The organism is Magnetospirillum molischianum DSM 120 (assembly GCF_000294655.1).
GTDB lineage: Bacteria > Pseudomonadota > Alphaproteobacteria > Rhodospirillales > Magnetospirillaceae > Phaeospirillum > Phaeospirillum molischianum.
In genome coordinates this window covers 84,003-103,916 of the sequence record NZ_CAHP01000021.1, presented here as the reverse complement: position 1 = coordinate 103,916, position 19,914 = coordinate 84,003, and the positions used below count along the sequence as shown (strand labels likewise).

Below are 19,914 nucleotides of genomic sequence, written 5' to 3'. Positions count from 1 at the left end.
ATCGCTCCCTTTCCTCCGTGTCCGGGACATGTTCTAGAACAGCCATGGCCGCTCCCTCTTCTCCCCGAGTCGTGTCCGAGACCAGCTCTCGCGCCGTGACGCCGCCAGCGCCGCTGTCGGTCGATCCATCCGACCGCCTGATGTCGAGCGAAGCCGACGCGCCGCCGAAGCCCTATCCTGCTTTGGCGCGCGATCCTCAACGGGAGCCGCGCTTTTATCGCGAGGCGCAGCAGCAGCCTCGTCAGCCGATTCCGCCATCGGCCCCTGTGCGGCCCGAGCCGGAAGCCGTCCGTGAACCGCGTCTCTCGCGGCCCAAGTCGGAGGCCGACCGCGAGCCGCGCCTCTCGCGGCCCAAGTCGGAGGCCGACCGCGAGCCGCGCCTCTCGCGGCCCGAGCCGGAAGCCGTCCGTGAACCGCGTCTCTCGCGGCCCGAGCCGGAGGCCGTCCGTGAACCGCGCCTCTCGCGGCCCGAGCCGGAAGCCGTCCGTGAACCGCGTCTCTCGCGGCGATCGGCGGCGAAACCTCAGGAAGGACGGTTGCGGCCCGAGCCGCTTCCTCCCGCTCCGCCTCGACTACCTAAGGAACCCCGACGCCGTTCGGGCGGCGGTGGCGGTGGCTGGGCGAAGCGGCTGCTGATCTGGGGGTTGACCCTGGCGATCTGGGTCGGGGTCGCCATCGGCGGTGTCGTGGCCTATTACGCCATCGATTTGCCCGATATCGACAAGATGACCGCGACGACCAGACGGCCGAGCGTGGTGTTTCAGTCGGTCGAGGGCGAGGTATTTGCCGCATTCGGCGATTTGTACGGCGAGGCGCTGACCCTGCCGGAAATCTCGCCCTATCTGGTTCAGGCGGTGCTGGCGACCGAGGATCGGCGCTTCTTCAGCCATTTCGGAATCGATCTGTTCGGTCTGGCCCGTGCGTTTTATACCAATATCCGCGCCGGACATGTGGTTCAGGGCGGCTCGACCGTTACACAGCAGCTTGCCAAGAACCTATTTCTGACGCCCGACCGGACGATGAAGCGCAAGATGCAGGAAGTGCTGATGGCGCTGTGGCTGGAGCGGCGTTTCAGCAAGGAGCAGATTCTCGCGCTCTATCTCAACCGGGTCTATCTTGGTTCCGGCACGTTCGGTGTTGATGCTGCGGCGCGGCGCTATTTCGACGTTTCCGCCCGTAAGATCGGGCTGTATCAGTCGGCTGTGATTGCCGGTCTGCTGAAGGCTCCGTCGCGTTACAGTCCGATCAACGATCCCGAGGCATCGCGGCGTCGTACTTCCAATGTTGTGCAGAACATGGTCGAGGCCGGGTATATCGACCAGAAAACCGCTGATGCCGCCGAAATCACCGGCGCGGCGCAGCTGGTTCACCGCGCTCCGGCTGCCGGGCGCTATTTCGCCGACTGGATGATGAGCCATCTCGACCAGTATCGCGAAGTCGCCGGTCGCGACATCGTGATCCAGACCACAATCGATCTTGGGCTGCAACGTAAGGTCGAGGCCGAGTTAAAGGCGCTGCTGACCGGGCCGGGGGCCAAGGCCAATGTCAGCCAGGGCGCGGTGGTGGTGATGACCCCCGACGGCGCGGTGCGGGCCATGGTTGGCGGCCGTGACTACGACGAAAGCCAGTTTAACCGGGCGGCTCAGGGGCTGCGCCAGCCTGGGTCATCGTTCAAGCCGTTTGTCTATCTCACCGCGATGGAACGGGGCTACACCCCGGACGACACCATCGAGGATGCACCGATCACGTTGGGCAATTGGAGTCCGGGAAACTATACCGGCCGTTATCTCGGGATGATCACCTTGCGTCAGGCGCTGGCCGAATCGGTCAATACCGTGGCGGTGCGGTTGGTCGAGGCGGTCGGTCCCAAACGAGTGATCGCGACTGCTCGCCGCCTGGGGATTTCATCCGATCTGCGCAAGGACGCCACCCTGGCCTTGGGGACTAGCGAGGTCACTCTGCTGGAAATGACCAATGCTTTTGCCGCCTTCGCCAATGGCGGTCAGGGCGTTACCGCCTATGGCGTCGCCCAGATCACCGATCCATCCGGCCAGGTCCTGTTCAAGCGCCAAGGCGGAGGATTCGGGCAGGTGATTTCGCCCGTCGCCTTGGATCGGATGTTGGACATGATGACCGCCGTGGTCCAAAACGGTTCGGGTCGTGCGGCCCGACTTGATCGCCCCGTGGCGGGAAAGACCGGGACCACTCAGGATTACCGTGACGCCTGGTTCATGGGCTTTACCGCCGATTACGTCACCGGCGTTTGGCTCGGCAATGACGATTACCGCAACGAGATGAAAAAGGTGACTGGCGGTGGCCTGCCAGCCCAGTTGTGGAAGAAGGTCATGGTCGCTGCGCACCAGGGACTGCCGCCTCATCCGCTGACGATGCCCGCGATGGAATCAACGGTTCCGGCTGAATCCCCCGGCGATTCTACCGGGTCCAGTCCCCAGGATTCCGGTGGTAGTCTGGGCAATACGATCGACGATCTGCTGAAGGGAATTTTCGGGCAGTGAGCGGATGCGCCCGCCCGGCGAGGGGCACGGTTAATTCGGAATTACAGCCGTGCCGCCTTGCGGGTGAGGTCGATGCGGAGATCGTCGGGAAGGGTTTCGAGCAGGCGGAGCAGGGCACCAATCCCGATAGGAACGCGCGATCGGCCATCGGCCCAGCGCCAGACAGTGGTTGGAGCGGGTTGGCGTTCCCCCAAATCGTCGAGCAAACGAGCAAAAGCCGCCTGGGACAGTCCCAGGCGGGCGAGTGTTTCGGTGAATTCAGTTTCGGTCATGATTCGGCCCCAAGCCCCAACCAGGGCGCGAACAGCACAAATTCGAAAAGTGCTCTCGCGACGGGGTTGCTGTCAATTACAGGACGGTGGAAGCGGTTAAATCAGCCGATAGCCCTATTTCTGGCGTAGACCGGAGCAAACACGAGTGACGAAAGCCTCGATGTCGTCATTCATCGAAACGGTTCGTCCCGCCAAATCCCCGGCGGCGATCAAGACCTGACCGGCGGCATCGGTGGCGGTGCCTGCGGTGTCGGCAACCTGACCGATTGTGTCGGCGACGGTTTGGACATCGCTGGCGACGTTGCGAATCGAGGAACTCATTTCGGCAACGGCAGAGCTTTGTTGTTCGGTCGAGACGGCGATTCCGATGGCGTCGTCATTGATTTCGCGAATCTTGCCGGCGATCGTGCGGACAGCGGAAACGGCGTTCTGGGTCGCTTCGCGCATGCTGCCGATCTGGGTCGAAATCTCTTCGGTGGCCCGCGCGGTCTGGTTGGCGAGGTGCTTGACCTCGTTGGCGACGACGGCAAAGCCCTTTCCGGCCTCTCCGGCGCGGGCGGCTTCAATCGTGGCATTGAGGGCGAGAAGGTTGGTCTGGCTGGCGATTTCGGTGATCAGATTGACCACCTCGCCGATTTTTTGGGCCGCTTCGTTGAGGCCGTTGATGGCGGAATCGGTGGAAACGGCGACATGCATCGTTTCTTGCGCCATATGGGCGGAGCGCTGGATGCGGCTGGCGACCTCGCGGATGCCTGCCGAGACCTGCTCGGCGGCGGAGGCAACCTGTTCGACATGCACCGAGGCATTTCCGGCCGCGGTGGCGACCCGGCTCGATTGATCGCTGGTCTGGGTGGCGATCAACGACATCTGCTGGGCGGTTGCCTCTAACTCGGTGGCGGTCGAGGCGACGACGCTAGTGACATGCTTGATGGTGTTGCCGACGCCGGTTGCCTCGACCGTGAACTCGCGTGAGCGGCGCTCCATTTCGGTTAAGGCCCGGTTGATCAAGCGGGCGTGATCGGCGAATTCGCCGACCATGCCTTCGGTGCGGATATGGCGGAAATAGCGGCCCTCGGAGGTCAGAGCCATCGCGGCGTCGGCTTCCTTGGTGAACACTTCGGTCAGATCGAGCAGGCGGTTGATCGAGTGTTCAAGTGCTCCGATCTGACCGCGTTCGGTGATGCGGATCACCCGAGAATCAAGACGCCCCCCCGCCGCTGCGTTCAGGATCGCAGTGGCGCGGTTGATCTCTTTGTTGGCGCGCATCAACAATAGGACCGCAACCAGACCACAGGCCATTGATGACGATGTGATGGCGCTGTCGATGATTTGACCGTGGCTCATGGTCAGTACAACGTCGATCGCGCCGATCGCCGAGGCCAGAGCGGCAGCGAAGAGAGCCTTAGAGAGTGAAGACGAATTCATCATAGGGAATTCCCGCCGCTTGCAGTTTGGAGACCATGGCTTGGAGAGCGGCATCCATTCCGGCCTTACGGTCGGAGTGGGCCTGTTCGATGGCCAATAACTCGCGATACAGCGCATCGGCCTTGATCACCGCTTCGCGTCGTGGTGAGCGGCGGTTCGAGTGGTAGCTGACAATCTTGCCAGTTCCATCAAAAGTAGGCGTTACGTGGGCAAGAACCCAATAGTGGTCGCCATTTTTTGCACGATTTAAAACGTAGGCGAAAATTTCTTTGCCGGATTCAATCGTGTCCCACAGCAGCTTGAACACGCAGCGGGGCATGTCGGGATGCCGGATGATGCTGTGGGGAGCGCCAAGAACCTCATCTTCAGTATAGCTGGCGATATTCAGAAATACTTCGTTTGCGTAAATAATCCGTCCCTTAGGATCGGTTTTGCTGACGATAATTTCGTCGCGGCCGAAAGTACGCTCGACGCCAGTCAGGTGAACATCCTGCTTGCTCATGTCGCACACTCGTTAAAAAAGAAGAAGATAGACCGATATTCGCCACCGAAAACGATCGGACACACGGATGCCTTCTAAAGAGTATACGAAATACGGCATTAAGGTCTATGACATCATACTATAAACGATACCGAAAACACGGAAGAGCTATGAATTACCGCCACGCCTATCATGCCGGAAATTTCGCCGATGTCGTAAAACACGCTGTTTTGGCGATGGTTGTGACCGCATTAAAGCGTAAGGAAACGCCATTTTTCGCGTTGGACACCCATGCTGGGATCGGCGCTTACAACCTGGAAGCGGACGAGGCACAGCGAACCGGAGAATTCAAAGGCGGGATTGCCCGGCTGTTGGAGGCCGCGATGCCGCCATCGGCGCTCGATCCCTATCTGGCGGCGGTTCGGGCGGTCAATCCCGCCGGCGGCTGCACCTGCTATCCCGGATCGCCCGAACTGGTGCGGGGAATGATGCGCGCAACCGACCGACTGGCGCTGGTCGAACTGCACCCCGAGGATGTGGATGTGCTGCGCCATCGTTTTGCCGCTGACCGCCGTGTCGGTATTCACCACATGGACGGGTATGTGGCGGTCAAGGCGTTGTTGCCGCCGCCGGAACGGCGCGGTCTGGTGCTGATCGATCCACCCTTCGAGGTCAAGGACGAGCACGAGCGTTTGCTGGTGGCGCTACGCCGGATCCGGCGGCGCTGGGCCAACGCCATTACGCTGGTGTGGTATCCGATCAAGGGAATGGAGCCGGTCGAGCGGCTATACGGTGCTCTGCGTTCCGAAGGCGGGGTAGAGACCCTGGCGGTCGAATTGATGCTGCGTCCCCCGGTCGATCCGTTCCGGCTGAACGGCAGCGGGCTGGTCGTCGTAAACCCGCCCTGGGGACTCGACCGCGATCTGGCGGCGTTATTGCCGTGGCTGACGTCGGTTCTGGCTCCCGAGGGCGGCTTTTATCGGCAGGAGGTTCTGGTCGCCGAGGCCGACCTGCGTGGATGACGATGAACCGTGTAGGGTAGGCGTTTATCCGGCGATCACTGCGGCCGCGCCGAGTAAGAAGGCGATCTCCGACGCCTGGGCAACGGCACCCAAGACATCGCCGGTATAACCGCCGAGGCGGCGGCGGGCCAATTCGGCGACGCCCAGCCCCGCCACGGCGGCGCAGGCAATGGCGGGGATCGCGGACAGCCCCAGCCCCAGTCCGGCGATCACCGCGCCGATGCCAATGGCGGTTGCCGCGCACCTCGTCCCCGGCCGACCGGCCAGCGCTGCCAGCCCATCGGGCCGGGCCGGAGAGAGGCGGCGCATCGCCACCGGAATCATGGCGCGTGACAGCGCTGCTGCCGCGACCAGGGCGCCGATCTTTACCCCCACTCCCGGCAGAGCCGCGAGTGCGGCGGCACGAAGAGCAACCGAAAACACCAGCGCCAGAACGCCGAAGGTGCCGTTGCGGGAATCGTGCATCACTTCCAGTCGCCGCTCCGGCCCGCCACGAGCGCCCAGCCCGTCGGCGAAATCGGCCAGCCCGTCTTCGTGCAACGCGCCTGTGGCGAGCACCAGGATCAGCACGGCCAGAAGCGCCGTCGCCAGTGGCGGCAACAGGGACGAGGTTGCGACCACGATCAGCCCGGCACTCAGCCCCAGCCCGGCACCGACCAGCGGGAAGCAGCGCATCGCCGCCGCCAGTCCGCCCGGCGGCACCGTGCCCGGATCGGGCAGGGGGATGCGGGTCAGAAAGGTGGCGGCAAGGTGAAGATCGGCGAGCCAGCCGCGGGGCGGGTTCGCGGGAATGAGGGGTGACTCGGCCATGATGGTTCGGTTATAGGTCGAACCTCTTTTAACAGCAACAGCTTGGGGACAAGATCGTGACCCTGACGATTTCCGGCATGGACGACGTTTCCGCATTGTTGGCGCGGCTGCCTGATGGCGATGCCGCTGCCGCTGCGGCGTGGGCCGCGCGCGAACCGCGCCTGACCAAGCCGGCCGGGTCACTGGGCCGTCTGGAAGATCTGTCGGGCTGGCTATCGACCTGGCAGGGACGCCACCCGCCTCGGCTCGATGCGCCTTGCGCCCGGATCTTCGCCGGGAATCACGGTGTCGCCGCCTTGGGTGTTTCCGCATTCCCCGCCGAAGTGACGGTGCAGATGGTCGCCAATTTCCAGCACGGTGGTGCCGCGATCAATCAATTGTGCCGGACGTTCGGGGTCGCCCTCGATGTCGTCTCGATCGACCTCGACCGCCCGACGGCCGACTTCACGCAAGGACCGGCTCTGTCCGAAGCCGAGTTCGCCGCTGCGTTCCAGGCCGGAATTGACGCCGTGCCCGAAGGGGCCGATCTGCTGGTGCTGGGCGAGATGGGAATCGGTAACACCACGCCTGCGGCGGCGCTGGCCTGTGCTCTGTATGGCGGAGAGGCAGCCGATTGGACCGGGCGCGGCACCGGCGTCGAAGGTGGCGCGCTGGCCCGCAAAATCGAAGTGGTCGCGGCTGGCGTTGCCCGTCATCGTGGTCTGCCGCCGCTGGAAATCCTGCGGGCGCTGGGGGGACGCGAATTGGTTGCGCTGGCCGGGGCGACGGTTGCGGCGCGGATGCACCGGGTGCCGGTGCTGCTCGACGGCTATGTCGTGACCGCCGCGGTGGCAGCACTCAAGGCGGTGCGGCCGGACGCGCTCGATCATTGCCGGGTCGCCCACGTTTCCGCTGAGCCGGGGCATCGCCGCCTTCTCGCGGCGCTGGGAACCGAACCGTTGCTTGACCTCGGGCTGCGGTTGGGCGAAGGATCGGGGGCGGCGCTTGCCGTCGGCTTGCTCCGGGGGGCGCTGGCCTGCCACAATGGCATGGCGACTTTCGATGAGGCGGGTGTCAGCGATAAGGGCTGACATTGCATCGGGGCAGGGGTGAGGAAACAAGCCATCAACAGGCTGGCGCTTCGGCGCTGGCCTGTACATAATGTCGCCGCAATTTTCCAGCCCAGGAATCATCATGTCCATCCATAATCCGCTTCTCAACGATTTCGGCCGCGTCGCCAATGGCGCCCTGGGAGCGCTGTCGGGTCTGCGCGGCGAGGTCGAAACCCGGCTTCGTGAACATTTCGAGCGCTTCACCGCCGGTCTCGATCTGGTCACCCGCGAAGAGTTCGAGGTGGTCAGCGCCATCGCCCGTAAGGCGCGGCAGGAACAGGAAACTCTGGAAGCCCGCATTCGGGTTCTCGAAGCGCGTCTGGCCGAAGCGACCGATACCCGACTGTAATCGGTCGGTTATCCACAAAAATTCACATGCTTTGACCGAGGATTGCCTTGCGTCCTCGGAAATCGTGTGCTTAGGCTAGCCTTTGTCGGGAAGAAACTGTCCGGATACAATAATTTGATTCCGGGCAGGTTTCCCGCATGGAGCCATGCCAAGGAGGACGCAGGCATGACGTTGACCGCTGCTTGTCAAGACGACGAGCCTCAGGCCAACCCGGTCGATCTGGTCGAACAATTCGTCGCCGCCAACGACTGGGCCTTCGACCGGCGCAGCGACGAGGAATTGGCCGCCGAGGTTCCGGGGAAATGGTGCAATTACTCGCTCTACTTCGCGTGGCGCGAAGATATGGGCGCGATCCATTTCACCTGCGCATTCGATATGAAAGTCCCCGAAGCCAAGCGGACGCCGATTTGCGACCTGCTTGCTATCGTTAATGAAAAGCTGTGGCTTGGCCATTTCGGTCTGTGGGAGGACGAGGCGGTGCCGATGTTCCGCCACACCTCGCTGTTGCGGGGGGGAACCGCCCTGTCGCAGGAGCAGGTCGAGGATCTGGTCGATATCGCCGTCAGCGAGTGCGAACGCTTTTATCCTGCGTTTCAGTTTGTAATCTGGGGCGGCAAAAGCGCCCGTGATGCGGTTGCCGCGTCGATGCTGGAAACGGCGGGCGAGGCCTAATTATTTCGGGGACGAATTGACATGACCAAGGTGCTTCTGGTCGGATGTGGCCGGATGGGGTCCGCTTTGTTGTCCGGTTGGCTTGATCGCGGTATCGCTGCCGCCGATCTGGTGGTGGTCGATCCCACTCGCCCCACTGTCGGCCCGGTGACCGTGGTGGCCGATGCCGATTCGATTCCTCCCGGCTTTGTTCCCGATGTCGTCGTTCTGGCGGTGAAGCCGCAGATGATGGATGCGGCTTTGCCGCCCTATCGTCGTTTTGTCGCCACCGCCTTGTTTCTGTCGATTGCCGCGGGCAAGCCGACCGCCTATTTCCGCCGCGCGTTCGGCGATGATCTGGCGATCGTCCGGGCGATGCCCAACACCCCGGCGGCGGTGCGTCGAGGCATCACGGTCTGTTTTGCTGACGAAACAGTCTCCGCCGACCGCCGTGCCTTAGCCGCGTCGTTGCTGGAGGCCGTGGGCGAGGTCGGTTGGATCTCCGACGAATCCCAGATGGATGCTGTGACGGCTTTGTCCGGTTCTGGGCCGGCTTATGTTTTCCTGCTGGCCGAGGCGATGGCCGAAGCCGGTGTGGCGTTGGGGCTGGATCTCGATCTGGCGGTGCGGCTGGCCCGAGCCACCGTTGCCGGGTCCGGTGAGTTGTTGCGCCTGTCCGCCGACTCCGCTGGCGATCTGCGCCGGGCCGTAACCAGTCCGGCCGGAACCACTGCCGCCGCCCTGGCGGTGCTGATGGACGAGACGGCCGGGTTTGGCCCCTTGTTGCGTGATGCAATCGCCGCCGCCGAGCACCGCAGCCGTGAATTGGCTGGATAGGCGGAGCTACAACCTCTAATAATTTAAAAATGATTAGGGAAATGTACGCAGCGGGGTGACATTTGTTGACTCGGCCGTACAGGTTTGGCACTCTTCGCTGCACTGCAATATCGTGCAGCGGATGGAGGGTGACAGCATGGCCGCGAAGCAGTCCGAAAACATTTTTGATTTTGACGTCAGCAAATATCTCGGCGACTTCAAAGTTCCCGGTGTCGATGTCGAAACCATCGTTGCCAGCCAGCGCAAGAATATCGAGGCGCTGACCCAGGCCAACAAGCTGGCCTTCGAAGGGCTTCAGAACGTCGTTAAGCGTCAGGTCGAAATTCTTCGGCAGGCCATCGACGAAGTTACCCACCTCTCCAAGGATATCGTCGAACCAGGGGCTCCGCACGAAAAGGCGGCCCGTCAGGCTGAGCTGGCTAAGGATGCGTTCGAACGCACTCTGGTCAATGCCCGCGAACTGGCCGAACTGATCACCAAGGCCAATTCCGACGCTTTCGATCTGCTCAACAAGCGGTTCAGCCAGAGCCTGGATGAAGCCCGCGAGGCCTTCACGAAGGCATCGCCCAAGGCTTAGCCGGCAAAACCTGCCCCACCCCCCGTCTTGGACGGGGGGTTAAGGTCCAAAGGCCCGCAGCATCGTTTCGACAGCGGCAGAAACCGCTTGATCGACGGTGCGCTCTTTGGTTTGGGGCAAGCCGAGTAACGTGCGCATGAACAAGTCGGTGCGCAGCATGCCGATGAACAGGTCGGCCATCTGCCACGCATCATCGACGTTCAGCAGGCCGCGCCGCCCCAGATCGGATATCGCCTGTGCGATCTGGGTCTTGCTGGTGCCGGGGCCGGATTCATAGAACGCACGGGCCAGATCGGGCTGACGCGGGGCTTCGGCGGTCACCAGCCGATACATCGATAACGAATCGGGTTGCAGCAGTAGATTCAGAAACCGCTGGCCGATTACGGTCAGGGTGTCGCGTGCGTCGAGCGCGCTATCGACCGAGGTCAGGTTCAGGTTGCGATCGCAGCGCATGCGAATGACAGCGCCGAACAGATCATCCTTGTCGTTGAAATGGGCGTAAATCGTCGCCTTGGACACACTTGCGCGGTTGGCAACGCTGTCCATGCTGGCAGCGGCATACCCGACTTCTAAAAACACGGCACAGGCGGCGTCAAGAATGGCGTCGCGCTTGGCCGATGGTCGGGGACAGCGAATCGACTCGGTCATTGTTCCTCCATATACCTTCCCAAAACTAAACCATACGGTTCAGTATTGGGAAGGGGAGAAACCGGGGATCGTGCGAGATCAGTTGCGCGGCGCGGCGGCGCCGGACTGAAGATCGGCGACCTTGGAGCGCAGGGCATTCAGCAACCCGTCGATCCGGTCGCCGTTGGCCCGGATCACCGAGGCATATTCCGACTGATATGTGACGGCCATCGACGAGCCTTCGACGATCAGATCGACGACGCGGAACCCGCCCTCGGTCCGCTTCAGCCGCCATTGCAGCATGATCGGCTGCTGATGGTCGCGTTCGACCCGCGAGGTGACCGTCAGGCCACGATCGCCATCATCGACGAAACCAACGACGGCATGGCGCAAGTCGCCGCCGTAATCCTTGAAGCGGGTTGACCAGGTGAGGACGACGATATCCTCGAACAGGCGCAAGAAGTCCTGCTGCTGCTCTGGACTGGCGGTACGCCAGTAGCGGCCCAGGACCCGGCGGCCAATCTCGACCAGATCGACGTCGGTGGTGAACAGGGTGCGGAAGCGGGACGCCCGCTCCTGATCCGGAACGCCCTTGCCGACCATCGTTTGCATGGCCGTATCGGCCAGACGGTTGATGAAGGCGACGGCCGGATCAGCCGGAGGAGCTTCGGCGGCAGCGAGACGAAGCGGTGAGACCAACAGGGAGACGCCTCCCAGAGCGGCCAGCAAAAACGGACGGCGGGAGATCATCGCGACGACGCTCCCGAAGTGGAGGTGGTGCTCAACCGGGTCTGGTTACGGCCGTTGGCGATTTCGGCGGTACGGTGTTGGCGGTAGAGCGAGCGCAACGAGGCGTAATAATCGAGCGAGGTGCGCTTGATGTCATCCAGCGTATCGATCAGCCGTTCCCGCTTGTCGAGGCCGGAAATCCCGCTGCGGGTCCACGTCGCCCAATCATACCCCATGTTGAGCAGAACGAGATCGACCGGATCACCGTACCATTCGACAGCGGTGCCGAAGGCATCACGCGGATTCGACGGACCGAACAGGGGAAGAACCAGATACGGCCCTTCTTCAATGCCCCACACCGCCAGGGTTTGGCCGAAATCCTCTTCATGAGCGGGGATACCGGCTTCGGTGGCGATATCGACGAAGCCCAGCAGGCCGAAGGTGGTGTTGAACGCGGCGCGGAAGAAGGTCTGAACGGCGCGATCCGTCTCGCCCTGCAACAGGTCGTTGGCGAACACCAGCGGCGATTTCAGATTTTCAAGGGCGTCGTGCAGCCGGTCGCGGCCGAATTGCGGCACGACATTGCGGTAGCCCTCGGCGGCCGGCCGGATCGCATAGGTGTCGAGAAATTCGTTGAACGCGAAGATCTCGCGGTTCATCGGCTCCAGCGGGTCGTTGACTTGCTCCCACTCGGCCAGGGCTTCCGGGTCGGACTCCGGCGGCGGGGTGGCGCATCCGGCCAGAAGGCCCAATGCGATGATTGAGCCAGCAATGCGAGCAGCGGTGCTTTGGCTGGAGCGGCGCGCGGTCATCGTTGGTAAACCCCTAGAGTCATGGCGGAAGGAACCGGAAATCCGATGGAGAAATCGGAATATATACGAAACTCTATTATTATCACCCATCACAATCCAGATGGAAAGGCCCGCGACCCGGACCCATCACTATCGAGCTTCCCAGGGGAGGGCATGACGCGCTATGGTAACAAAGTAGGCGTAAACGTATCGGTCGGGAGGAAACGATGTCGATCGCCTGGGATGATTCGTTTGCGATTGGCGACGAAGAGATTGATGCCGATCATCGTGCGATGATGGCGTTGATCGGTAGACTGCAAACAGTCACGTCCGGCCTGAGTGATGGCGAAGCCATTGTCTCGGCCATTTCCCAGCTCCGCGATCTTTGTTTCGGTCATTTCGTTCGGGAAGAGGCGTTGCAAGGTCGCATCGGTTTTCCTGACATCGAGGCTCACCGCCTTGGTCATCAGATGCTGCTGAAGCGTCTGGATGCCGTGCTCAAGCATTTCGCCGATGGAAGCGACCAAATCCGCTTTGGCATCCTGCGCACCCTGGGCGACTCGCTTGCCACCTGGATGATTTTCCACATCACGCGGGGCGATAGCGAGATGCGCCCCTATGTCGAGGCCATCAACCACAAGCGCCGCAGGTATTCTTCCCGCCGCCGCGACGGTGCCGATCATCGGCCCCGCCTCGGCCCCTGATCACTCGACCGCCTGACGCAGTGCCGCGGCGGCAACCCAGGGCGACAGCGCCAGGGCGGCGATCATAACGCCACCGAGGATCAGAAGGTGCGGTCCCGCGTCCAGCCCCTGGATCGCGGCGTCGATCGCGCCAACCGAGAAAATCAGCACCGGAATATAAAGCGGCAAAATCAGCAGCGACAGCAGAACGCCACCGCGCCGTGCCCCCAGCACCAGAGCCGCGCCAATGCCGCCGATCAGGGACAGGACCGGGGTGCCGAGCGCCATCGCCGCCAGCAGGGGGGCAAAGCCGTCGGCGGGCAGGTGCAGTAGGACCGCGAGAACCGGCGCGACGACGATCAAGGGTAGGCCGGTGGTCAGCCAGTGAGCCAGCATCTTGGCTGCGACCGCCAGTTCCAGCGGCATTGGCGACATCGCCAGTAATTCCAGCGATCCGTCTTCGTAATCAGCCTGGAACAGCCGGTCGAGCGACAGCATCGAGGCCAGCAGGGCGGTGACCATCAGGACGCCGGGGGACACCCGCTCCAGCAGGTTGGTTTCCGGCCCCAGACCGAAGGGGAACAGAATCACCGTCAGGATGAAGAACGTCACCACCATCACGCTGTCCGATCCCTGGCGCAGCGCCAGACGCAGATCGCGGTGAACCACTTCGAAGAAACGGGTCATGACAGGCCTTCGGGAGCGGGGGCGAAGCGGTCGAGAGTCAAAACCTCGGCATCCGGCAGAACGATGTCGGCATGAGTTGAGAGCACAACCATTCCTCCCGTGGCGCGATGTTCGGCCAGAACCGTCTCCAACACCGCGATTGAAGCGCGGTCAAGTGCGGTCGTCGGCTCGTCCATCAGCCAAAGCGGGCAGGGCGCGGCCAGCAATCGGGCCAGATTGACCCGCCGCTTCTGTCCCGCCGACAACATCCGCCCCGGCATGTCGGCAAGATGACCCAGGCCAAAGCGCTCGATTGCCGCGTCGGCGGCGCGATCGGCCTGGGCGGATTCGGTTCGGTGCAGTCTGGCCCAGAATCTAACGGTCTCGGCGACGCTCAAGACCGGCTTGATCGCGTCGTGATGCCCCAGATAGTGGGTTCTGGCGGCATGTGCTTCGGGATCGTCGGCCAGGGTCTGCCCGTTCCATTCCAGCCGCCCTTCGGAGGGGCGCAGCAGCCCGGCCAGCACGCGCAGCAGGCTCGATTTGCCCGAACCGTTGGGGCCGAGCAGCAAAAGCGCGCCCCCGTGTTCAAGCGTGAAATCGAGACGGGAAAACACCAGCCGTCCGCCGCGTCGGCAGGCCAGTTTGCAACCGCGAAAAAGGGGAAATTCGGGGGCGTTCATGGTCGGCACCATGGCAAAATTCCGTCGCCTTGGCGAGAGGCGATTACACCCGTACATTACGCATGCGTAATGCCCTGGAAAAGGTGTTGAAATTGTCTCCGGGTCGGAGCAAACCTCAGGCATCACGATAATATGATTCGATTTGCCCAGGGGGAAATCATGCTCTTCGGACGTGTGACGGGGTGGCTGCTGGTCGGTCTCGCCGTCATCATGGCATCGGCCGATGCGGTCATGGCCTTAGGCCCGGCCGATTATGTCGGGCTGATCACCGCCGATTTTGTTTTGCTGCTTTCCGGTCATGCCCCCGACACCGCCGAAACCGGTCGTACCCTTTTCGATACGGTTCAGGCAATGGTCCTCGACCTGCCTGCCTGGGTTGTGGTCGGCACCATGGGCGTGACCCTGTCTTTGGTCTGCCGCCACCGTCCGCGCCGTTGGCGTCGCTCGGCTTTCCGCCGCTAGATCCATCCACCTTCGTCTGCGGGATTTGTTCGCTCCGCTATGCCGCTCACGCGGTGCTGGCGGCGGCGGACAGATCCCCGTTGGCGGCTTTGTCCTTTTCCTTGCGGGGAGGGGCCAGCCGGGCCGGTTCGGAGGCCGTCGCCAAGGCGGGAGCGGGCTGGGTCTGGTGATGCCCTGACTTGCGGATCAGCCGACCTTCTAATTGCGCTCCGGCCTCGATTTCGATGCTGTCATGGATAATGTCGCCGGTAATGCGTCCGGCTCGTGCGATCACCACCGCTCCGGCGGTGATCTTGCCGATGACCTCACCGTGAACCTGGGTGGTTTCGGCGGTGATTTCGCCGGTGATACGACCGGATTCGCCGATCAGCAGCCGACTACAGGCGATGTCGCCCTCAAGCTGGCCGTCGATCTGGATTTCGCCTTCGGTTGTGATGTTGCCGACGATGCGAACATCGGTTCCGATTAGCGAAAGTGTATCTTTACCTGACGACTTGCGTGCCGACGATCCGTTGCCGCCTTTACCAAATCTTGAGAGCATGGTCACCTGCCGCGATGAATTTGAGGGGGTCCCGCGGGACTTCTGACAGACGGACCTCGTAATGGAGATGGGGGCCGGTCGAGCGGCCGGTATTGCCGAGCAGTCCGATCACGGTCGAGCGACTGACGTGCTGACCTTCGCGGACCAGGATACGGGACAAGTGAGCATAGCGGGTGGTGACTCCGCCGCCATGATCGATCTCGATAGCCAGACCGTAGCGGTCCCATGGCCCGGCGAACAGAACCTGTCCCTCGCCGGTCGCGTGAACCGGGGTGCCGAACGGCGCGGTGAGATCGACGCCTTCGTGAACGCCGGTGCGACGGTTGAGCGGATCGTTGCGGCGGCCGAAGGGTGAGCTGACCTCATACTCGGCCGGAAGCGGATCGCCCAGCGGCATCGTCTGCATCGCCGCCTTGACCCCGCTCCAGCGGTCGAGCCGGTCGAGCAGGTTGTTGAGGCCGGGTTCGCTCGTCGCCATGGTGTTGATCGGCACGAACGGCCCGCCGCGCCCCCGCTCGGGGCGATGGGGTTGAATGACCCGTCCGGGATCGATTCCCAGCCGGACCAGGGAATGTTCGGCATCGGCAATCCGGGCGGTGGCGGCATCGCTGGTGCTCTGTACCGCCTGGGCATAGGCCAGACGCAGCCGTTCCAGCGAGGTTTCCAGCCGCCGGACCTGATCGCGCACGGCACGGACCTCGGATTCGGCGGGCGGGTCGTCGATTTGTGCCCGATCGGTAACCGGCGCGGGGAGCGGAGCGTGTCTTTGCGTCTCAGGTGCGCCCTTGACCAGGGCTGCGTTGGATTCGGCCAGAGCCATCAGGCTGGACTGGACCAGATCGACTTCGCGGGTGATGTCGGCCACCATCTTCTGCGAGGCGATCAGCCGCTGCTGCGCTGTATGGGTGGCGGAGAGCATTTCCTCCAGCCGCTGTTCGCGCTGGATCAGTTCTTCGGGCTGACGCATCAGCATCAGAGTGGCCGTGGTGGTCCATAGCGCGCAGGCCACCACGGCAGCGCCAAGCGCGGCCAGTCGTCCCCGTCCCAAGGCGATCTGTACCGCCGTGCCATCGGCGCGGCGAATCAGGACTCGGGACTCGGGCACGGTGGCGACGAAGGCGCGACGAACCGCCTTAAAGCGCTGTCCGACCGCCCGGATCGCTCGCTGGTCCCCCACCTTGATCAGCCCCCCTTGTTACAGTCCGGGCCGCCGACCGCCAGTTGGCAACGCCGATCCGACTTTGGGAAAGTGCAGTGTAGTCAGCCTTCCAATGCTAACCTATAGGTAAGAACTCCTGATCCGGGCAAGTCGAATGTTTTCTTCGTTATATCGATCGGTGTCAGAATAGGACGGTGCCACCGATTTCGGGGCTGACGATTGACGTGACCGCCCGGCGGGAATATCGTCTCCGGCTTTATCCGTCTTCTGGAAGTTCTAGAAAATGCCCGATCTACGCGACCTTGCCCGTACCGCCGCCGCCTGGCCGTTCCAGGAAGCCCGCGCTCTGTTGGACGGACGGTTGCAGGGAAAAAAACCGGATAAAGGCTATGTTTTGTTCGAGACGGGTTACGGCCCGTCGGGTCTGCCTCATATCGGCACATTCGGCGAAGTGGTGCGCACCACCATGGTCCGGCGTGCGTTTTCCCTGCTGGCCCCCGAGATTCCCACCCGTTTGTTCGCCTTCTCGGACGATATGGACGGCCTGCGCAAAGTGCCCGACAACATCCCGAACAAGGAAATGGTGCGCAGCCATCTCGGCAAGCCGCTGACCTCTATTCCCGATCCGTTCGGCACTCACGAAAGCTTTGGCCATCATAACAACGCCCGGTTGCGGTCGTTCCTCGACGCATTCGGCTTCGAGTACGAATTCCAGTCGGCGACCGACTGGTATAAGTCCGGGCGCTACGATCAGGCGCTGCTCGGCGTGCTGCGTCATTATGACGAGGTGATCAACGTCGTTCTGCCGACGCTGGGCGAGGAACGCCGCGCTACCTATTCGCCGTTCCTGCCGGTCTGTCCCAAGACCGGGATCGTGTTGCAGGTGCCGGTGGTCGAAACCCGGCCCGACGACGGCACCATCATCTACCGCGATACGGACGGAACCCTGGTCGAAACCCCGGTGACCGGCGGCAAGTGCAAGCTGCAATGGAAGGCCGACTGGGGTATGCGCTGGGTCGCGCTCGGTGTCGATTACGAGATGAGCGGCAAGGATCTGATTCCCTCGGTCGAACTGTCAACTCGGATCGCCCGCATTCTCGGTGGCCAGCCGCCGCAGACCCTGACCTACGAACTGTTCCTTGACGATAAGGGGCAGAAGATTTCGAAGTCGAAGGGCAACGGCCTCGCGGTCGAGGATTGGCTGAAATACGCTCCGCCGGAAAGCCTGGCTTTGTTCATGTTCCAGAAGCCCAAGGCGGCGAAGCGGCTGTATTTCGATGCCATTCCGCGCGCGGTTGACGATTACCTGACCTTCCTGGGCAAGTTCCCGGCCGAGGATGAGGCCAAACGGCTGGAAAACCCGGTTTGGCACATTCATAACGGCCAGCCGCCGAGCGAGGCCGCCCACCTGACCTTTGGCATTCTGCTGAACCTCGCCAGCGTCTGCCATTCCGAGGATCCCTCGGTTTTGTGGGGCTTCATTCGCCGCTACGTCCCCGGCGCCAGCCCGGAAACAGCGCCGATCCTCGATTCGCTGGTCGGCTATGCGATCGCCTATTACCGCGATTTCGTCAAACCGTCGCTTCGCTATCGCGCCGCGACGGCGGACGAGGCCGCAGCCTTTGCCGCACTGAAGGCCGGGCTGGAGGCCTTGCTTGCCGATGCGTCGGCCGAAGATCTTCAGGCCCTGGTCTATGAGATCGGCAAGCGCCCGTGTTTTGCCGATCTCAAGGCGTGGTTCCGAGCGTGCTACGAGGTTCTGCTGGGGGCCGAGCAGGGGCCGCGCCTGGGCAGCTTTATCCGTCTCTACGGTGTTCCCGAGACCATTGCCTTGTTGGACAAGGCAATCAACGGTGAAGCCATCTAAGCCTCACTGCGGCGGGGCGGTCGCCGATGGCGATCGCCCTGTTTTGAGCCGGGCCGGTTGCCCCCACCGCGCCGGTGCCGTATAGGGTAGCGCCATGGTCAATGAGGATGACGGCGACAAACGGGCTGAACGGCTGAAGCGGGCGCGTGCGCTGGCGGGACAGACCGGCGGCAGTGCGCCCGCCGCTTCCGCTCCCGCGCGCCCCGAGTCGGCTCGTCCCGAGTCCAGTGCCAGCCCTCCGCCGCTGGCGACCTCCGCGCCGACCGATCTGACCCGGACGCTGCGGCAAAGCCTGTTGGAAATGCTGACCGGTTTGCTGCGGCCCAAATCTCCCGCAGTGGCCCAGCCCACGGTGCCGCAGCCCGATCCTCCCGTTCTGACCGTTCTCGTCGCGGCGTTGGGCAACGATGCCGATGGATCGGGAGCCTCCCGACTCAACCAGGCCCTGGCGGCGCGAACCGCGTTGAAGGTTCAGGCGCTGCCAAAGCTGTTTCAGCTCGATGGGCTGGAAGATCCGGGGCTGGTCGCGGCGGTGACGATGAACACTCGCCACGCTGTCGTTGAAGAGGATGCCGACCTGCTGCTGTGGGGCGACCTGACCAAGGACGGTTATCGTCTGCGGCTGGCCACCGCCGCCAGCGACGAGGAGCGGTTCGGTCCCGCCACCCGCATCGAGTTGCCCCTTGATCTGTCCGAGCCGGTGGTCAATTTACTCTTTGCCGCGCTGCTCGCCGCCACCGATCCGGGAAGCGAGCCGCGCCGTTCGGCGTTACGCCGTTTGTTGCTGCCCGCCGCCGTTGCCGCCGAACCGATGGCCGCCAAGCCGTCGGTACAGATGACAATGCCGCAGCAGCGTTCGGTGCAGATGCTGTTTGGCCATATTGCTGCCGCCGCCGCCGCGATTGCTCCGGCGGAGCAGGCTGTCACGTGGGCCGACAAGGCGGCCAACGCCTATCGTCAGGCCGAGCGACGGCTGGGTCGTACCGATGCGGGGTGGGAAGGCGGGCTGATCCATCGCCACATCGCCGCCGTTGTTGCCGCTAAGGCCGACCGGTCCAAGGAACCTGTGCCTTTGCTGGAAGAGGCGATTCGCGAATGGCGCTCGGCGGCGGAAACATTGCCTCGCGCCGTGATGCCGCAGGAGTGGGCCGCGACGCAGATGCGGCTGGGGACGGCTCTGTACCGGCTCGATCTGATGACCGGACAGACCGAGTTGTTGCGCGAGGCGCTTCAGGCGCTCCAGGCGACGCTTCAGGTCTATACCCGTACCGAGACTCCGGGGCGTTGGGCCGACGTGATGCATACCGTTGCCCAGGTGTTGGAAGTCTATGGCGATCAGCTCCGCAATACCGAGGTCTTGCAGCGAGCGGTCGATGCCTGCAATTCTGTGTTGGAGATCCGCAGCCGCGACCGTACCCCGCTGGCCTGGGCGGCAACGCAGAACACCCTGGGTTCGGCTCTGTTCCTGCTCGACCGCCATTCCGAGGGGGGCGGTCATTTGGTCGAGGCCGAGATGGCCCTGTCCTCCGCGCTGGAGGTCTTTCACACCCATGGCGCGAAGCGCCCGGCCAAGGTTGCGGCGCGCAACCTTGCCCATGTCCGTAAACTGGCCGAAAGCCGCAAGACCCGTTCGGTGGTCGAGCCGCATTGGCTTGACGATCGAAAAAGGTAATCC

Annotated in this window: 22 protein-coding genes; 11 read left to right on the top strand and 11 right to left on the bottom strand. The window is 63.0% G+C overall.

Features of this window, described 5'->3' with window-relative positions:
• Window positions 1–44: 44 nt before the first annotated feature.
• On the top strand, window positions 45–2,516 hold the full coding sequence (locus PHAMO_RS09440) for a PBP1A family penicillin-binding protein (RefSeq protein ID WP_002728769.1): 2,472 nt from the start codon (window positions 45–47) through the stop codon (window positions 2,514–2,516).
• 41 nt (window positions 2,517–2,557) lie between these two features.
• Here the strand turns inward: PHAMO_RS09440 and PHAMO_RS09435 are convergent, their stop codons facing one another.
• From PHAMO_RS09435 to PHAMO_RS09425, 3 genes are all read right to left on the bottom strand, one after another.
• Window positions 2,558–2,788, bottom strand: coding sequence for a helix-turn-helix domain-containing protein (locus PHAMO_RS09435; protein ID WP_002728767.1), 231 nt, complete (start codon window positions 2,786–2,788; stop codon window positions 2,558–2,560).
• Between the two features lie 114 nt (window positions 2,789–2,902).
• A complete protein-coding gene (locus tag PHAMO_RS09430) occupies window positions 2,903–4,216 on the bottom strand; it encodes a methyl-accepting chemotaxis protein (RefSeq protein ID WP_002728765.1) in 1,314 nt (437 codons plus the stop codon).
• On the bottom strand, window positions 4,191–4,715 hold the full coding sequence (locus tag PHAMO_RS09425; protein ID WP_002728763.1) for a PAS domain-containing protein: 525 nt from the start codon (window positions 4,713–4,715) through the stop codon (window positions 4,191–4,193). Before PHAMO_RS09425 ends, PHAMO_RS09430 begins: the two co-directional genes overlap by 26 nt.
• A gap of 149 nt (window positions 4,716–4,864) precedes the next feature.
• Here PHAMO_RS09425 and PHAMO_RS09420 point away from each other — a divergent pair, with 149 nt between their 5' ends.
• Window positions 4,865–5,716 carry a 23S rRNA (adenine(2030)-N(6))-methyltransferase RlmJ gene (locus PHAMO_RS09420; RefSeq protein ID WP_002728760.1) on the top strand — a complete coding sequence of 284 codons (852 nt, stop codon included), beginning with the start codon at window positions 4,865–4,867 and terminating at the stop codon, window positions 5,714–5,716.
• Between the two features lie 24 nt (window positions 5,717–5,740).
• On the opposite strand, the gene cobS is transcribed toward PHAMO_RS09420, so the two are convergent.
• Window positions 5,741–6,526 carry an adenosylcobinamide-GDP ribazoletransferase gene (gene cobS / locus PHAMO_RS09415; RefSeq protein ID WP_002728758.1) on the bottom strand — a complete coding sequence of 262 codons (786 nt, stop codon included), beginning with the start codon at window positions 6,524–6,526 and terminating at the stop codon, window positions 5,741–5,743.
• Between the two features lie 77 nt (window positions 6,527–6,603).
• Between cobS and cobT the strand changes: the two genes are divergently transcribed.
• The 5 genes from cobT to PHAMO_RS09390 all read left to right on the top strand — a co-directional run bounded on the left by cobT (window position 6,604) and on the right by PHAMO_RS09390 (window position 10,031).
• On the top strand, window positions 6,604–7,596 hold the full coding sequence (gene cobT / locus PHAMO_RS09410) for a nicotinate-nucleotide--dimethylbenzimidazole phosphoribosyltransferase (RefSeq protein ID WP_051002410.1): 993 nt from the start codon (window positions 6,604–6,606) through the stop codon (window positions 7,594–7,596).
• 103 nt (window positions 7,597–7,699) lie between these two features.
• On the top strand, window positions 7,700–7,966 hold the full coding sequence (locus PHAMO_RS09405) for an accessory factor UbiK family protein (protein WP_002728754.1): 267 nt from the start codon (window positions 7,700–7,702) through the stop codon (window positions 7,964–7,966).
• 165 nt (window positions 7,967–8,131) lie between these two features.
• Entirely contained in the window at window positions 8,132–8,638 is a 507-nt protein-coding gene (locus PHAMO_RS09400; protein WP_002728752.1) for a type III secretion system chaperone family protein, read from the top strand.
• 21 nt (window positions 8,639–8,659) lie between these two features.
• A complete protein-coding gene (proC, locus tag PHAMO_RS09395) occupies window positions 8,660–9,454 on the top strand; it encodes a pyrroline-5-carboxylate reductase (protein WP_002728750.1) in 795 nt (264 codons plus the stop codon).
• 136 nt (window positions 9,455–9,590) lie between these two features.
• On the top strand, window positions 9,591–10,031 hold the full coding sequence (locus PHAMO_RS09390) for a phasin family protein (protein WP_002728748.1): 441 nt from the start codon (window positions 9,591–9,593) through the stop codon (window positions 10,029–10,031).
• A gap of 39 nt (window positions 10,032–10,070) precedes the next feature.
• Here PHAMO_RS09390 and PHAMO_RS09385 read toward each other — a convergent pair whose 3' ends face one another.
• From PHAMO_RS09385 to PHAMO_RS09375, 3 genes are all read right to left on the bottom strand, one after another.
• Window positions 10,071–10,679 (bottom strand): TetR/AcrR family transcriptional regulator, encoded by a 609-nt coding sequence (locus tag PHAMO_RS09385; RefSeq protein WP_002728741.1) that lies wholly within the window; start codon window positions 10,677–10,679, stop codon window positions 10,071–10,073.
• A 78-nt stretch (window positions 10,680–10,757) separates the two neighbouring features.
• Complete coding sequence (locus PHAMO_RS09380; protein ID WP_002728738.1) at window positions 10,758–11,408, bottom strand: MlaC/ttg2D family ABC transporter substrate-binding protein; 651 nt, start codon at window positions 11,406–11,408, stop codon at window positions 10,758–10,760.
• The gene (locus tag PHAMO_RS09375; protein WP_002728736.1) at window positions 11,405–12,199 is read right to left on the bottom strand and encodes an MlaA family lipoprotein; all 795 of its coding nucleotides are present in this window, start codon (window positions 12,197–12,199) and stop codon (window positions 11,405–11,407) included. Before PHAMO_RS09375 ends, PHAMO_RS09380 begins: the two co-directional genes overlap by 4 nt.
• A gap of 206 nt (window positions 12,200–12,405) precedes the next feature.
• On the opposite strand from PHAMO_RS09375, the gene PHAMO_RS09370 reads away from it, so the two are divergent.
• On the top strand, window positions 12,406–12,882 hold the full coding sequence (locus PHAMO_RS09370) for a bacteriohemerythrin (RefSeq protein WP_002728734.1): 477 nt from the start codon (window positions 12,406–12,408) through the stop codon (window positions 12,880–12,882).
• Here the strand turns inward: PHAMO_RS09370 and ccmB are convergent, their stop codons facing one another.
• On the bottom strand, window positions 12,883–13,548 hold the full coding sequence (gene ccmB, locus PHAMO_RS09365) for a heme exporter protein CcmB (RefSeq protein WP_002728732.1): 666 nt from the start codon (window positions 13,546–13,548) through the stop codon (window positions 12,883–12,885).
• On the bottom strand, window positions 13,545–14,222 hold the full coding sequence (gene ccmA, locus PHAMO_RS09360) for a heme ABC exporter ATP-binding protein CcmA (RefSeq protein ID WP_002728730.1): 678 nt from the start codon (window positions 14,220–14,222) through the stop codon (window positions 13,545–13,547). Before ccmA ends, ccmB begins: the two co-directional genes overlap by 4 nt.
• 147 nt (window positions 14,223–14,369) lie before the next feature.
• Here ccmA and PHAMO_RS09355 point away from each other — a divergent pair, with 147 nt between their 5' ends.
• Entirely contained in the window at window positions 14,370–14,672 is a 303-nt protein-coding gene (locus PHAMO_RS09355) for a hypothetical protein (protein WP_002728729.1), read from the top strand.
• Between the two features lie 46 nt (window positions 14,673–14,718).
• Here PHAMO_RS09355 and PHAMO_RS09350 read toward each other — a convergent pair whose 3' ends face one another.
• On the bottom strand, window positions 14,719–15,213 hold the full coding sequence (locus tag PHAMO_RS09350) for a bactofilin family protein (RefSeq protein ID WP_040566610.1): 495 nt from the start codon (window positions 15,211–15,213) through the stop codon (window positions 14,719–14,721).
• On the bottom strand, window positions 15,194–16,390 hold the full coding sequence (locus tag PHAMO_RS09345; protein WP_002728726.1) for a M23 family metallopeptidase: 1,197 nt from the start codon (window positions 16,388–16,390) through the stop codon (window positions 15,194–15,196). Before PHAMO_RS09345 ends, PHAMO_RS09350 begins: the two co-directional genes overlap by 20 nt.
• A gap of 265 nt (window positions 16,391–16,655) precedes the next feature.
• Between PHAMO_RS09345 and PHAMO_RS09340 the strand changes: the two genes are divergently transcribed.
• Window positions 16,656–18,239 (top strand): lysine--tRNA ligase, encoded by a 1,584-nt coding sequence (locus PHAMO_RS09340; RefSeq protein ID WP_002728724.1) that lies wholly within the window; start codon window positions 16,656–16,658, stop codon window positions 18,237–18,239.
• A gap of 94 nt (window positions 18,240–18,333) precedes the next feature.
• Complete coding sequence (locus PHAMO_RS09335) at window positions 18,334–19,911, top strand: hypothetical protein (RefSeq protein ID WP_002728722.1); 1,578 nt, start codon at window positions 18,334–18,336, stop codon at window positions 19,909–19,911.
• Window positions 19,912–19,914: the final 3 nt, after the last annotated feature.

Excerpts from the sequence above, each read along its gene's own strand:
- PHAMO_RS09385 (WP_002728741.1), bottom strand. The coding sequence starts at position 10,679 with ATGACCGAGTCGATTCGCTGTCCCCGACCATCGGCCAAGCGCGACGCC.
- PHAMO_RS09435 (WP_002728767.1), bottom strand. The coding sequence starts at position 2,788 with ATGACCGAAACTGAATTCACCGAAACACTCGCCCGCCTGGGACTGTCC.
- PHAMO_RS09350 (WP_040566610.1), bottom strand. The coding sequence starts at position 15,213 with ATGCTCTCAAGATTTGGTAAAGGCGGCAACGGATCGTCGGCACGCAAG.
- PHAMO_RS09440 (WP_002728769.1), top strand. The coding sequence starts at position 45 with ATGGCCGCTCCCTCTTCTCCCCGAGTCGTGTCCGAGACCAGCTCTCGC.
- PHAMO_RS09375 (WP_002728736.1), bottom strand. The coding sequence starts at position 12,199 with ATGACCGCGCGCCGCTCCAGCCAAAGCACCGCTGCTCGCATTGCTGGC.
- PHAMO_RS09425 (WP_002728763.1), bottom strand. The coding sequence starts at position 4,715 with ATGAGCAAGCAGGATGTTCACCTGACTGGCGTCGAGCGTACTTTCGGC.
- PHAMO_RS09390 (WP_002728748.1), top strand. The coding sequence starts at position 9,591 with ATGGCCGCGAAGCAGTCCGAAAACATTTTTGATTTTGACGTCAGCAAA.
- proC (WP_002728750.1), top strand. The coding sequence starts at position 8,660 with ATGACCAAGGTGCTTCTGGTCGGATGTGGCCGGATGGGGTCCGCTTTG.
- PHAMO_RS09400 (WP_002728752.1), top strand. The coding sequence starts at position 8,132 with ATGACGTTGACCGCTGCTTGTCAAGACGACGAGCCTCAGGCCAACCCG.
- PHAMO_RS09380 (WP_002728738.1), bottom strand. The coding sequence starts at position 11,408 with ATGATCTCCCGCCGTCCGTTTTTGCTGGCCGCTCTGGGAGGCGTCTCC.
- cobT (WP_051002410.1), top strand. The coding sequence starts at position 6,604 with ATGGACGACGTTTCCGCATTGTTGGCGCGGCTGCCTGATGGCGATGCC.
- PHAMO_RS09370 (WP_002728734.1), top strand. The coding sequence starts at position 12,406 with ATGTCGATCGCCTGGGATGATTCGTTTGCGATTGGCGACGAAGAGATT.
- PHAMO_RS09355 (WP_002728729.1), top strand. The coding sequence starts at position 14,370 with ATGCTCTTCGGACGTGTGACGGGGTGGCTGCTGGTCGGTCTCGCCGTC.
- ccmA (WP_002728730.1), bottom strand. The coding sequence starts at position 14,222 with ATGGTGCCGACCATGAACGCCCCCGAATTTCCCCTTTTTCGCGGTTGC.
- PHAMO_RS09420 (WP_002728760.1), top strand. The coding sequence starts at position 4,865 with ATGAATTACCGCCACGCCTATCATGCCGGAAATTTCGCCGATGTCGTA.
- PHAMO_RS09430 (WP_002728765.1), bottom strand. The coding sequence starts at position 4,216 with ATGATGAATTCGTCTTCACTCTCTAAGGCTCTCTTCGCTGCCGCTCTG.
- PHAMO_RS09405 (WP_002728754.1), top strand. The coding sequence starts at position 7,700 with ATGTCCATCCATAATCCGCTTCTCAACGATTTCGGCCGCGTCGCCAAT.
- PHAMO_RS09340 (WP_002728724.1), top strand. The coding sequence starts at position 16,656 with ATGCCCGATCTACGCGACCTTGCCCGTACCGCCGCCGCCTGGCCGTTC.
- PHAMO_RS09335 (WP_002728722.1), top strand. The coding sequence starts at position 18,334 with ATGGTCAATGAGGATGACGGCGACAAACGGGCTGAACGGCTGAAGCGG.
- ccmB (WP_002728732.1), bottom strand. The coding sequence starts at position 13,548 with ATGACCCGTTTCTTCGAAGTGGTTCACCGCGATCTGCGTCTGGCGCTG.
- cobS (WP_002728758.1), bottom strand. The coding sequence starts at position 6,526 with ATGGCCGAGTCACCCCTCATTCCCGCGAACCCGCCCCGCGGCTGGCTC.